Here is an 11,579-nt window from a genome sequence, read left to right on the forward strand (position 1 = left end):
CGGTGACCGTTACGGCGTCTGCACGGACGCGAGCACCGCATCAATGATGGTTTCCACGGGGATCCCTTCAACCACGGCATCGAACCCGAGCAAGATTCTGTGGCGCAGGATCCTGTGGGCCAGTTTCTTGACGTCTTCCGGGATGACATGGTCCCGCCCGCTTAGGAGTGCCAATGCCCTCGCAGCCTGGCTGAAGGCAATGCTGGCCCGCGGACTTGCACCGAACTCAATGAGGTTGGCCAAACGAGGCTCCAGATATTGTGAGGCGTTGCGCGTCACATAGGCCAGGCCAACGATGTACCTGATGATGGCAGGATCAACGTAAACCCTCTTGACGAGTTCCTGCACCTGGACGATGGCGTCCAGGGAAGCGGCTGCCGGGGGCTTCTGCGCTGCGCTGTACACCCCGGCATCTATCCGCCTGATGACTTCGGCTTCCTCCGCCGGGCTCGGATAGTCCAGGACGTCCTTGAGCATGAAGCGATCCATCTGTGCTTCCGGAAGGCGGTAGGTTCCCTCCTGCTCAATCGGGTTTTGCGTTGCCAGCACCAGGAAAGGCTCGGGCAGCGGATATGACTCGCCACCGATGGACGTCTGCCGTTCCTGCATCGCCTCCAGCATGGCGCTCTGCGTTTTGGCGCTGGAACGGTTGATCTCATCAAGGAGCACAATGTTCGCATGAACGGGTCCCAGTTGGGTGACGAATGTGCCTTTGGCTGCATCAAATATCTGGGTGCCGGCGATGTCGCTTGGCAACAGGTCCGGAGTGCACTGGATCCGGCGAAAATCCGCACTTACCGACTCCGCGAGAGCTTGCGCTGCTGTGGTCTTGGCCAGACCCGGAACGCTCTCCAAAAGTACATGTCCGCCGGTCAGGAGGCCGATCATCAGCGTCTCCTGCAGCCTCGACTGGCCTACCACCTTGGTCTCAAAGCTGCGGATAATGCTGCCGACGAGCTGCTGGGCACGGGCCAGGTCCGGCGCATCGATTCCGGTCGTGGCTGTGTTCTGAAGCACTCGTGGTCCCCTCGCTGGCGTGAATCCACTCTATCCAAGCCTCCCCTGAACAAGCCCGCAATGGGGAGCTCTCCCCATGGGCGCTTCTGAGGTCTATCCTTTTGCCATGCCTCAGCTACCAGCCCGCTATGAGCAGTACCTCAACGGCCAAAGCCAGCGCGTCATCGACGCCGTCCGTCCAGTTCTGCTGCAGTCCGCCGCAGACCAAAGGCACGGAGTCCGGATTGTGTACAACGCAGGCCCCACCGGACACCAGGCTCATCTGGACGAGTCGATACCCTACGGCGAAATAGTCGAGGACATCGACTAGCCCTTTACCGAGCCGGACAACGCGAAGGAGCTACCCACGCTCCGGGATACCAGCACGTACAGCAGCAGCACCGGCACTGAGTACAGGATGGAAAACGCCGCCAGCTGCCCATAAGCTATGGCGCCATGCTGGCCAAAGAAGCTGAAGATGGACACCGCAGCTGGTTGCTTGGCTGTGGAGAGCAAGAGGATGAAGGGGACGAAGAAGTTTCCCCATGCCTGGATGAAAACAAAGATGAATACAACGCCCAGGCCCTGCCTCATAAGCGGCAGCACGATGGTGCGCAAGGCCGCCATGCTTGAGGCACCATCCATCCATGCCGCCTCCTCCAGTTCCAAGGGAACGGAGTCCATGAAGTTCTTCATCATCCAGATGGCCATGGGCAGCGTGGTTGTAGCCATGAAGAATATGGTGGCCATCATGGAATCGAGCAACTGGAGCTGGACGAACAACCCGTAGACGGGCACCATAATGGCGGTCACTGGCAACGACGTCCCGAAAAGCACCGAGTACATGAACGGCTTGTTGAACCTGGACTGGTAGCGGGACAGCGGATACGCAGCAAGGACGGCTGCCACCAGATTGACCGCCGCTGTTCCGGCCGAGAGAAGGAAACTGTTCGTCAAGGGCTGGAACAACAATTCCGGAGTGAACACCGCGCCAAAATTATCCATCGAAGGCGCCGACGGCACCGCTGTCTGGTACCCGGCGTGAGGATCGACGGCGGCCAGCAGCAACCACAGCAATGGCGCCACAAAGCAGAAACCGATCACGGCCAAAGCGATGTCTGCCGCAATCCGCGGCCTGGACATCACGGCTTCTGCTCCCTGAGCAGGCGGACATAGACAGCGCCGAAGACCACTCCCAACACAATCAATACCGAAGCAACAGCCGTGCCATAGCCGATATCCCCAAATTTGAAGGCCTCTTGGTAGGCCAACACCGGCAGGGTGGTACTGGCATTGGCTGGGCCACCGGCTGTCATCACCCAAATAAGCGTGAACACGGCCAACGTCTGCAGGGTAATCAGCATCAGGTTGGTGGCGATGCTGCTCCTGATCAGTGGCAACGTGATAAATGCCAGGCGCTGCCAGCCTTGCGCACCATCCATCAAGGCAGCTTCCGAGACATCCTGTGGCACGTCCGCCAGGGCGGCCCTGTACACAAGCATGGAGAACGCCGTTCCCCGCCACGTGTTCGCCAGGATAATCGCGACAAGCGGGAACGTGTACAGCCAGTCCGGCCCCTTCCCGCCAAAGAGGGCCAGCATTTGATTCAGTGTGCCGTCACGGTTGAAGTAGGCATAGGCCGCGAAGGCGGCCACGATTTCCGGGAGTATCCAAGCTGCTACCACCGCCGTTCCTACCCACGAGGAAACTGCCTTACGTGAGCGCCTCATGAGCAGCGCGATGAGTAGACCGAGCACATTCTGGCCGAGCACGGCCGAGGCCGCGACGAAAACAACAGTCAGCCATGCCGCCAGTGGAAACGAGTCATCGCTGAACATCCGGACGTAGTTCTCCAGCCCCACCCACTGTGGATCCCGGGCTGCCCGGCCTGAAAGAGCGGCGTTGGTGAAGGACGCATAGAAGGACCAAGCCACCGGGGCAAGCAGGAACACCAGCAGCAGGAGAACGGAAGGAACAACCGGCAGCAGCCGCAGGTAGCGGCGAATCGTCATTTCCCTGCTGTCATTTCTTTGATGTCATCTCTCCAGCACCTTGCCATCACCAACAAGCTTGCGCACCGTGGCGTCATACTCCGCTGCGGCATCTTCAGGGCTTTGCTTTCCAGTGATTACAGACTCGGTGGCTACCTGGACCGCCGTCGAGATCCTTGGGTAATCTGCGGTAGCCGGGCGGTAATGCGTCACCTTCACCAACTCCGAGACGTCCTTCACGAACGGATTCGCCGAAAGGTAGCTCGATTCCGCTGCAACATCCGTTCGCACCGCTATCTGGGAGTTGTTAACGTCAAAGGCCAGGGCATTCTTCTTGTTCAGCGCGGTGGTGAGGAACTTGAACGCAAGCTCAGCGTTCTTGCTCTTGGCACCAACTGCAAGGGTCCATCCACCGGACATGCTGACGCCGCCGGGCTCCTGTCCGTTCCGCGAGGGGAACATGGCCACACCCATTTCCTGCTCGTAGCCTGCCCACTCATAGGCCCCGCCTTTTTGCCAGAACGACGGCGTATACGAGCCTTCCACGGTTGCCGCGAGTTTGCCCTGCGGGAACCACTCGCCAAAGACTTTCTTCCAGACATTGGCGTCGAGGGCTTCAGCCGGGCTCACTGCAAGCTTTTCGTCGTAAAGGGTCTTCAGGAAAGCCAGCGAGTCAGTAAAGCCCTGGGAGCCCACCACCCACTTCTTTTCCTTTTCGTCGTACAGCGTGCTGTCAGTCCCGTAGAGGAGTTCGTAGAAGCTCTGCATGACGGTGCCCTCGCCGGTACCCTTGCCGGCGTACATATTGAAGGGAATCACGCTTGGGTCCGAGGCTTTGATGGCACGTGCCGTGGACAGGATGTCTTCCCACGTTTTGGGCTGCCACGGAACAGCAATTCCGGCCTTCTGCAGCACTGCCTTGTTGTACCAGATGGCACGGGTGTCAGTGCCGAGGGGCACCGCGTAAATACCTCCGTCGTCGGCCCGTCCTGCTGCTTTGGCGGCTTCGTTGAACCTGGACCAGTCGTCCCACTTTTCAAGATAGCTGTCCAGCTTCAGGAGGTAACCGGCGTCGACGTCGGAACGCACCTTGAACGTGTCCTCATAGAAGACATCCGGCGCGGTGTCCGGGGAACGCTGGGCCAGGGCGAGCTTGGTTCCGTAGTCGTCGTCGTTGGCTTGGATCGGTTCGAGGTTAACCGTCACCGAAGAGTTGGCCGCCTCGAATTCCTTTTTGGCGTCCTGCATGACGGTATCCAGGGCCGTGAACGAATCGGATTTCTGGTAGACGATCTTCAAGGTCTTGTTCTCGGCAGCAGGCGGCGTCGAGGAACAAGCGGTTGCAGCGAGAAGAGCAGCTACGACGGGAAGGACGGTGGCAAACCTCATTGGGCGGCGCATTTTGCTCCAATCGAGTCAACGTGGCTGAGTAATTAGCCCTCCAGCAGGAGCCGTTGGGCGCGTGGTGCCAGCGTGTGCTCCAGCACGAGGCATGCCGCACCAATGGCGCCCACGTCCTCACCCACTCCGGAACCCACAACTTCAATACCGTGGATCATGCGGGCCGCACTGTTTTCAGCGATGAGGGCCGGAACACGCTCCAGGAAGTACGTTGACATCCGCCCCCAGAAAGGACCGCCGAAAACAACGCGTTCCACGTCCAGGGTGTTGGTCACCACCGAGACAGCACGGGCCACGAGGGTGGCTGACTTATCAAGGATGGCAATGGCTTTTTCATCGCCGGCGTCGGCTTTGTCGCACAACAAGGCGTAACGTTCCTGGACCTGCGGCCCATCTGCATCCTCGCCATGGCTGTCAAGCACACCGGCCGCCTCCGCCTCAGCAACCAGGACCTGAGGAATACACGAGGATTTCACACAACCACGGAGCCCGCAGTCACACTGGGGCCCCGTCGGATCAACGATGATATGGCCGATTTCGCCCGCGTTACCGGACGTTCCACGGACCACTTCATCGTTCAGGACAATGCCGCAACCGATACCCGTGCCCATGTACATGAAGACGAAACTGCCCGCACCGCTGGCCCCGCCGGCCCAGGTTTCGGCCACTGCGGCACTCGTTACGTCCTTGTCCACCAGCGTCTCCAGCCCGGTGGCCTCCGTGAGGGCTTCCCGGATACGCACGCGATTCCACCGAGTCAACAGCGGCGGCTCCACAACGGAACCTTCATCGAGGTCGATCGGGCCCGGGACGGCTACGCCGAGCCCCGCGATCTTGGATGCATCCACGCCCGATTCCTCAATGAGGACCTTGATCTGCTGGGCGATGCTCGTGATCACCGCCGCAGGGTCACCACCGGGAGTAGCCATCCGCGAGTGCCTGACGACATCGCCAAGGAGGTCCAGGACGACGAACGTGATGACTGCCGGGTCAAGATGGACGCCCACCGCATACATGCCCGATGGGTTCAGCCGCAGGATGGTCCGCGGCTTTCCTGGGCCAGTACCCTCTTTGCCAGCCTCCACGATCAAGTGCTGGTCAAGCAGGCGACGGGAAATATTGGAGATTGTCTGGGGGGACAGGCCAACAATCTGCGCTAGTTCAACACGGCTGAGCCCACCCGAGGACCTCCGGATCGCCTCCAGAATGACCGTCAGATTAAAGTCACCCATGCGGGGTAGATTCGTTCCGCGCCTCGGTGTGGGCTGCCGGATCTCAGTCACTGATTCCCCTAAGTAATTTTCGAAAAAACATCATCGTACTTCGTCTTTGTCTGAATCGTACGATACCCATGCTCACACGGGTATGCGCACACGCAGGCAACGGTGTCAGGGGTTGGTAACGATGAGACTAAATTCCTGTCTGGAAGCGCCGGACCGGCTCATCCACGACGACTCCGCGTCACTGTGAACTTCGGGTTCCGGCCTTCCTCCACGGTGGGACCTATGAGCCGCTCAAGGGTGGGCCTGTATTGCAGGTGGCTGTTGTACACGGTCCACAGCTCGCCGCCGGGCGCGAGAACGCGGGCGGCCGCTTCGAACATCTTCAGGGCAGCGCCGGCATGCACGCTTGCTCCAAGATGGAAAGGTGGATTCAACAGGACGAGATCCGCGCTGCCTGCTTCAAACGTCGACAGGGCGTCGTCGTGGATCACGGACATCCGGGATTCCAGTCCGTTGGCAGCTGCCGTGGCTATAGCCGATGCGACAGCCGCCGCCGACTGATCACTTGCCACCAGGCTCGCCCCCGGCTGGTGTCGGGCAAACATCGTGGCAAGAATGCCGGTCCCACACCCCAGATCCACAACGCGTCGCGCTTCAGGCATCCGGTCCAGGAAGCTCAGGAGGTAACGGGTTCCGATGTCAAGGCGTGCACCCGAAAATGCAGCACCATGAGCACAAACCGTGATCCCCAATTCCTGCAGCTGCTCCACAACAGGGTAGGGAGGCTCGCTGGAAACCGGTTTGGGATTGCTGGCTACCAGTACCCGGGACTTCTGCCGGGCAAGTTGCGGTTGGACAGAAGAGAAATAACGGTCCAGCACTTTGTTCATACCCAGGGACATGTGCTTGACGCGACCCCCTGCGAGCAGGACCGCATCCGGCGCTGCATAGCGGGCAACGGCGTCGGCGTTTTCCTCCAGCTCAGCCAGCGATTTCGGCAACTGCATGAGCACCAGATTGGCGCCCTCCAAGAGTTCAGCGCCCAATTCGTGGGAACTGAACCGTCCCTGCAGGCCAGCTGCTTCCGCATTGCGCTGCAGCGCAAGCCTGCCGGTGTAGAGATCCTGGTTAACGCGGACGTGCCCGACGCCGGTCCCCAGCAAAGCGCCCAGCGTCAGGGCGCCGTACCGGTCGCCAATGACGACAGCGTCGGTTTCGGGCAGGATGTGGTCCGACGCCATCTGCAGCAACAGCCTGTCCGTGGCGTCGTAAGCCTGAAGATTCTCCGCCTCGACATCGGGGAACCTGCGCAGCGCGTCGAACAGTGACTCCAACTGCTTTGCGGTCACGATCCTGTTTCTCGCTTTCCCTTGTCAAATTTCCCGGGCGGCTTATGCAGACCTCGTAAGAAATTCGTTCGCTTTAGTGTCTCGACTTCGTGCTGCCTTCGGAGGAATGTGGATGATGCAGCATGCCAAGCACCTGTTGTCGCGTCGGATGGCGGACCCATACCCTGACGGCAGCAGGCACCGGTCCCGCCCAACCGACGAGCCAGGCCCCGGGACCACACTTAACCGGTTCCCTTCCCTGAGAGCAAACCATGAGTGTCAATGTTGTCACGCAACTCCAAGTGAAATCACACAACTCTCCCGACGAAACGCGCAGCCCGGACAAGACGACGGTGGAAGTCGTCACTGTCGGAGATTACACAATCGGCCGGACTACCTTTGAACCCGGCTGGACCTGGGACGACTGCATCAAACCCGTAGTCGGAACCGACTCCTGCCAACTCAGCCATGTAGGCTTCTGCGTCTCCGGCTCCATTGAGGTGGAAACCAATGATGGCGCACAGATCAGCATCTCCAGCGGCGACTCCTATTCGATTCCACCGGGACACCATGCCCGGGTGGTAGGCGATCAGCCCTTCCAAGGCATCGAATTCCTCAGTGCAGCCGAGTTCGCCGTCCGCCCGGAATAGGAATCCGTCCAGCTAACCCACGAATCCCGCCGAGGGACCAGAAAGCAAAAGACCCCGCTCACCTGAGCGGGGTCTTTTATCCGAAGTGGAGCTGAGGGGACTCGAACCCCTGACCCCCTGCATGCCATGCAGGTGCGCTACCAGCTGCGCCACAGCCCCGGATCTCGTTGATTTCAGGAGGAAGATTTCCCTTCCCGCCGAAGCAACTCGTCAATACTAACCACATTCCCCTGAGAAGCGAAATCAGAGGAGCGTGATCCCCATCACGGGCATCAGTGGGCATTTCTGTCCTACTCAAACCCGTAACCTCGCAGCCGGGGTGCGCTGGATAGCTCCACCGCACCTCCCCCCAATCGGCTGCGCGGGAGTCACATCAAGCCCCCGCCTGTGCGACTCCTCTTGAAGTCTAGAATCACGGGAAGGATAAACCAAACCGTCCAGTCGGTTTTACGCGCTGAAATTTAAGCACGGTGGTAGCGTTGTGGGGTCCGGCGGCGCGTTTCTGCTGGCCGTCCCACACCGGAACAAGCGAGAGGCTCCCCCACCGCCCATGCAGCAACGTGCGAAAGACACCCGCCTTTCCGTTATTGAAGGCGCCGCCCATGTCTTCGCAGAAGTTGGGTACGGCAACGCAAGCCTGAGCGACATCACCAAGCGTGCCGGAGTCACCAAGGGAGCACTTTACTTCCACTTCACGTCCAAGCGGGAGCTGGCTTTGGCAGTCATCGAGGAGCAACATGCCCTGGTCCTGGCGGCCGGTGCAGGCATCGTAGGCTCAAGCATTCCGGCCATGGACAAAATCATTGGCCTCTGCAGGATGTTCGGCCGGCAACTACTGGACGAAGCAATTGTCCAAGCTGGGATCCGACTGACATTCGAAGCATCCGCATTTGACGCCGATATCTCCGGCCCCTATCAGGACTGGATTGACACCGTGGAGGAACTGCTCCGCCAAGCCCAAGTCGAGGGGGCAGTCCGGACCACGCTGGATCCTGCCGCCTTTGCCCGCTACCTGGTTGCTTCCTTCACCGGAGTCCAGATGGTTTCCAACGTCCTCACTGCACGCACGGACGTACTTCGCCGCATCGACGAAATGTGGGAATTTATGCGTCCGGCAATCGAAGCGGGCGCTGACAACTAGGGCGAGGCCGCACGCAAAAAAGGGTCTGCCCTTCTTCATCACGAAGAAGGGCAGAACCTCAAGAGTGGAGCTGAGGGGACTCGAACCCCTGACCCCCTGCATGCCATGCAGGTGCGCTACCAGCTGCGCCACAGCCCCATATTCTTGCTGCTTCACGATCGACTTTCCAGCCATCCGCGCCGAAGCAACTCAAATATCTTAGAACAGCGTTTCCGAAAATTCCAAATCGGGCATATTCGGATGCCAGCCTATGTTTAGAGCTCTGATTCCCCCGCTGGCGCGGCCTTTGCCGAGGCGTCATCCCCCAGTTCAAGGTCAACTACGGGGCAGTCCTTCCAAAGGCGCTCCAGGGCGTAGAAAACACGGTCCTCTGCGTGCTGGACGTGGATGACGATGTCCGCGTAGTCCAAGAGCACCCAGCGGCCTTCGGAACGGCCTTCCCGACGAACCGGGCGAAGGTCCTGCTTCATCAGTTCTTCCTCGATGCCATCAACGATTGCGTTGACCTGGCGTTCTGTGGGCGCAGAGGCAATCAGGAAGACGTCAGTCAAGGCGAGGCGTTCGCTGACATCGAGGGCAACGATGTCTTCTGCCAGTTTGTCGGCCGCGGCACGCGCGGCGTGACGGGCGAGGGTGATGGATTGTTCATGTGCAGACACGGGACTCCTTGTTGTGGCCGATGGCCTGTAAATGGCGTTAGCCGGGTTCTAGCGGAATTAGCCGCTGGTGATCATGATGATGCCGACGATGAGCGCGACAACACCCAACGCCAGGACGCCGAGCTGCAGCAGCCTGTTACGCTGCGCGCGGGCCAAGCCGGCCGTGTTGGCGTCCAGGGGGTCAAGCCCGTAAGCCGCGCTGGCAGCAATCGGCGGACGCTGCGTTTCTTCAAGCTGTTCATCGACGGCGACAGGCCGCTTCCGGGCGTTCCTTGCCACAGCCTCGGCCCGGGCGAGAACACCCGAGCGGCCACGTGTGCCTCTTCCGTTTGCCGGGGCGTTGCCGGTACCAGCGGTGGGACCCGAAGACGTCACGAGAGGCACAAATGTGGTGCTGGGGCGCTTCATGACCGGGCGTTCAATGCCGGGAACCTTGACGAACTCCAGGGGCGTGACCATGGCAAGGTTGTTGGCAGTGGAGGGGCCTACCGAAACTCCGGAAGACTTCTTTCCTTCGGCCGCACCAGCTATTGCTGCCGGGACCTTGGCTTCGGCTTGGTTCTGTTCGGCAAGCTTCTGCTTGGCCGCTGCCCGCTTGTTCAGCACCGCGGCACGCTCGGCGAGGGCAATCTGCTGGGCAAGGACTTCAGGATCGACAGCCAGTGGATCCTGCTCCGCAATGTGCTCAAGCTTAGAGGTTTGATTCTGGACCTGGGCAGCGATCAGTTCGCGTACCGCAAGTGCCTGCTCCACAGACATTTCAGATTCAGCAGGACCGGAGCTGGCTGCCGAATCGTCGTCGGAATCTTTGGCGCCTGCATCAGGCGCAGCCTTGGCGTCCACGGGTTTACCGGCTGGCTTATCGGCTGGCTTATCGGCTGGTTTGCCGCCCGGCATAGGGACGATGGGGTTGGCAGAGGTGGCGACTTCTGCCTGGAGTTGCTGCAGGCGAAGCTGGCGACGTGTTGGTGGTCCACCGCCGGATAGCTGTTCTTCCTTGTCTGCGAGCTCTTTGATGGCACGCAGCGCCGCGCGGTCACGGGCGCGGATCTGGGAGGACCGCTCCTGCGCGGTTGCACCCACTGCGTCTACAGGTGCGTCCGCCGCACGACGATTACGACCAGTTACAGCATTCTCCGCTGCGTCCATTACCTGGGGTGGCGTAGCTTCCGCCTGCGGTGCCTGGTTCTCTTCGCGGGCGCGGCGAAGCTCACGCCTGCTGCGGATGGGTCGCTGTTCCTGGCTGCTCATTCAAAACTCATTCAGTACGTGCTTGGTCGTCTGATCCGGATAGTGCGGGGGCCAGCTCCCCTACCCCTGGCTGCGCGGTCCCGGAGTGCGCGGCGTACAGGCCATACTTGGCGATGTACTGCACCACGCCATCGGGCACGAGGTACCAGACGGGGTTCCCGGCACCTACCCGTGTTCGGCAATCCGTTGAAGAAATCGCCATGGCTGGAACTTCCAGGAGGCTGACGTCTTCCCTGCCCATGCCGTCCAGTTCGTGGCCAGGGCGCGTCACACCAACGAAGTGCGCCAAAGACCAGAGTTCGTCAACGTCCTTCCAGGACAGAATCTGGGCCAACGCGTCAGCGCCAGTGATGAAGAACAGATCAGCGTCGGGTCGCTGGGCCCTAAGATCGCGCAGGGTGTCGATGGTGTAAGTGGGGCCGGGTCGGTCAACATCAACCCGGCTCACCGTGAACCTCGGATTCGAGGCCGTGGCAATCACAGTCATCAAATAGCGATGCTCGGGTTTGCTGACCTGTTTGCTGGACTTCTGCCAAGGTTGACCAGTAGGCACGAAAACGACTTCGTCGAGATCGAACTTGGCGGCAACCTCACTTGCAGCCACAAGGTGGCCGTGATGGATAGGATCAAAAGTTCCACCCATCACGCCCAGCCGGAGCCTGCGCTCCGACTCCCCGCGCGGAGTTGCGGCGATAATGTTAGTGGCCCTGCTTGTGGGTGTGCTTGTTCGGGTGCTGGCGGTGCGGGTCCGAGTGCTCTTCTACAGCCTCGTGACGGTTGCCAAGGTTGGTGTAGGAGAGAGCAACGAACATCAAAACCAGCAGGATAGCAAACATGCTGACTCCGAAGACCCACGGCTCGGCCCAGAGCGGGGCGGGCGCTTCGTGGCCGCCTTCTGTTTGGGCTGCAATGGACGTGGCGATCTGCTGAAACAGCATC

At 60.3% G+C, this 11,579-nt stretch carries 13 protein-coding genes and 2 tRNA genes; 3 read left to right on the forward strand and 12 right to left on the reverse strand.

Annotated features, from left to right (window positions below; translation table 11 throughout):
* Positions 1-9 precede the first annotated feature (9 nt).
* Complete coding sequence (locus tag LDN90_RS14115; RefSeq protein WP_223946238.1) at positions 10-1,017, reverse strand: MoxR family ATPase; 1,008 nt, start codon at positions 1,015-1,017, stop codon at positions 10-12.
* Between the two features lie 76 nt (positions 1,018-1,093).
* On the opposite strand from LDN90_RS14115, the gene LDN90_RS14120 reads away from it, so the two are divergent.
* Positions 1,094-1,327 carry a hypothetical protein gene (locus tag LDN90_RS14120; RefSeq protein WP_216925502.1) on the forward strand — a complete coding sequence of 78 codons (234 nt, stop codon included), beginning with the start codon at positions 1,094-1,096 and terminating at the stop codon, positions 1,325-1,327.
* Here LDN90_RS14120 and LDN90_RS14125 read toward each other — a convergent pair.
* From LDN90_RS14125 to LDN90_RS14145, 5 genes are all read right to left on the reverse strand, one after another.
* Positions 1,324-2,139, reverse strand: a complete 816-nt coding sequence (locus tag LDN90_RS14125; protein WP_216925648.1) for a carbohydrate ABC transporter permease — start codon at positions 2,137-2,139, stop codon at positions 1,324-1,326. The two genes, LDN90_RS14120 and LDN90_RS14125, sit on opposite strands and share 4 nt — an antisense overlap.
* Positions 2,139-3,008 carry a sugar ABC transporter permease gene (locus LDN90_RS14130; RefSeq protein WP_216925501.1) on the reverse strand — a complete coding sequence of 290 codons (870 nt, stop codon included), beginning with the start codon at positions 3,006-3,008 and terminating at the stop codon, positions 2,139-2,141. The genes LDN90_RS14125 and LDN90_RS14130 overlap by 1 nt, the downstream gene beginning before the upstream one ends.
* Before the next feature lie 24 nt (positions 3,009-3,032).
* Positions 3,033-4,376, reverse strand: a complete 1,344-nt coding sequence (locus LDN90_RS14135) for an extracellular solute-binding protein (protein ID WP_223946239.1) — start codon at positions 4,374-4,376, stop codon at positions 3,033-3,035.
* A gap of 44 nt (positions 4,377-4,420) precedes the next feature.
* A complete protein-coding gene (locus LDN90_RS14140) occupies positions 4,421-5,620 on the reverse strand; it encodes an ROK family transcriptional regulator (protein ID WP_223946240.1) in 1,200 nt (399 codons plus the stop codon).
* A 209-nt stretch (positions 5,621-5,829) separates the two neighbouring features.
* Positions 5,830-6,960, reverse strand: coding sequence for a methyltransferase (locus LDN90_RS14145; RefSeq protein ID WP_223946241.1), 1,131 nt, complete (start codon positions 6,958-6,960; stop codon positions 5,830-5,832).
* 251 nt (positions 6,961-7,211) lie between these two features.
* Here LDN90_RS14145 and LDN90_RS14150 point away from each other — a divergent pair, with 251 nt between their 5' ends.
* Positions 7,212-7,589 (forward strand): cupin domain-containing protein, encoded by a 378-nt coding sequence (locus tag LDN90_RS14150; RefSeq protein WP_216925497.1) that lies wholly within the window; start codon positions 7,212-7,214, stop codon positions 7,587-7,589.
* A gap of 86 nt (positions 7,590-7,675) precedes the next feature.
* On the opposite strand, the gene LDN90_RS14155 is transcribed toward LDN90_RS14150, so the two are convergent.
* A tRNA-Ala gene (locus LDN90_RS14155) sits at positions 7,676-7,748 on the reverse strand.
* Positions 7,749-8,139: 391 nt separating this feature from the next.
* Here LDN90_RS14155 and LDN90_RS14160 point away from each other — a divergent pair.
* On the forward strand, positions 8,140-8,730 hold the full coding sequence (locus LDN90_RS14160; RefSeq protein WP_216925496.1) for a ScbR family autoregulator-binding transcription factor: 591 nt from the start codon (positions 8,140-8,142) through the stop codon (positions 8,728-8,730).
* Positions 8,731-8,795: 65 nt separating this feature from the next.
* On the opposite strand, the gene LDN90_RS14165 is transcribed toward LDN90_RS14160, so the two are convergent.
* The 5 genes from LDN90_RS14165 to LDN90_RS14185 all read right to left on the reverse strand — a co-directional run bounded on the left by LDN90_RS14165 (position 8,796) and on the right by LDN90_RS14185 (position 11,578).
* A tRNA-Ala gene (locus LDN90_RS14165) sits at positions 8,796-8,868 on the reverse strand.
* Positions 8,869-8,984: 116 nt separating this feature from the next.
* Entirely contained in the window at positions 8,985-9,389 is a 405-nt protein-coding gene (gene rsfS / locus LDN90_RS14170) for a ribosome silencing factor (protein WP_216925495.1), read from the reverse strand.
* A gap of 57 nt (positions 9,390-9,446) precedes the next feature.
* Positions 9,447-10,640, reverse strand: a complete 1,194-nt coding sequence (locus LDN90_RS14175; RefSeq protein ID WP_223946242.1) for a hypothetical protein — start codon at positions 10,638-10,640, stop codon at positions 9,447-9,449.
* Between the two features lie 7 nt (positions 10,641-10,647).
* The gene (gene nadD, locus LDN90_RS14180) at positions 10,648-11,283 is read right to left on the reverse strand and encodes a nicotinate-nucleotide adenylyltransferase (protein WP_254186488.1); all 636 of its coding nucleotides are present in this window, start codon (positions 11,281-11,283) and stop codon (positions 10,648-10,650) included.
* Positions 11,284-11,338: 55 nt separating this feature from the next.
* Positions 11,339-11,578, reverse strand: coding sequence for a hypothetical protein (locus tag LDN90_RS14185; protein ID WP_216925492.1), 240 nt, complete (start codon positions 11,576-11,578; stop codon positions 11,339-11,341).
* Between the last annotated feature and the right edge of the window lies 1 nt (position 11,579).

The sequence above is a fragment of the Arthrobacter sp. NtRootA1 genome (genome assembly GCF_019976975.1).
GTDB lineage: Bacteria > Actinomycetota > Actinomycetes > Actinomycetales > Micrococcaceae > Arthrobacter > Arthrobacter aromaticivorans.

What these genes read in the sequence shown, in the direction of transcription:
- LDN90_RS14150 (WP_216925497.1), top strand. Translation starts at nt 7,212, where the DNA reads ATGAGTGTCAATGTTGTCACGCAACTCCAAGTGAAATCACACAACTCT.
- LDN90_RS14135 (WP_223946239.1), bottom strand. Translation starts at nt 4,376, where the DNA reads ATGAGGTTTGCCACCGTCCTTCCCGTCGTAGCTGCTCTTCTCGCTGCA.
- LDN90_RS14185 (WP_216925492.1), bottom strand. Translation starts at nt 11,578, where the DNA reads ATGCTGTTTCAGCAGATCGCCACGTCCATTGCAGCCCAAACAGAAGGC.
- nadD (WP_254186488.1), bottom strand. Translation starts at nt 11,283, where the DNA reads ATGGGTGGAACTTTTGATCCTATCCATCACGGCCACCTTGTGGCTGCA.
- LDN90_RS14175 (WP_223946242.1), bottom strand. Translation starts at nt 10,640, where the DNA reads ATGAGCAGCCAGGAACAGCGACCCATCCGCAGCAGGCGTGAGCTTCGC.
- LDN90_RS14160 (WP_216925496.1), top strand. Translation starts at nt 8,140, where the DNA reads ATGCAGCAACGTGCGAAAGACACCCGCCTTTCCGTTATTGAAGGCGCC.
- LDN90_RS14140 (WP_223946240.1), bottom strand. Translation starts at nt 5,620, where the DNA reads ATGGGTGACTTTAATCTGACGGTCATTCTGGAGGCGATCCGGAGGTCC.
- LDN90_RS14120 (WP_216925502.1), top strand. Translation starts at nt 1,094, where the DNA reads ATGGGCGCTTCTGAGGTCTATCCTTTTGCCATGCCTCAGCTACCAGCC.
- LDN90_RS14130 (WP_216925501.1), bottom strand. Translation starts at nt 3,008, where the DNA reads ATGACGATTCGCCGCTACCTGCGGCTGCTGCCGGTTGTTCCTTCCGTT.
- LDN90_RS14125 (WP_216925648.1), bottom strand. Translation starts at nt 2,139, where the DNA reads ATGTCCAGGCCGCGGATTGCGGCAGACATCGCTTTGGCCGTGATCGGT.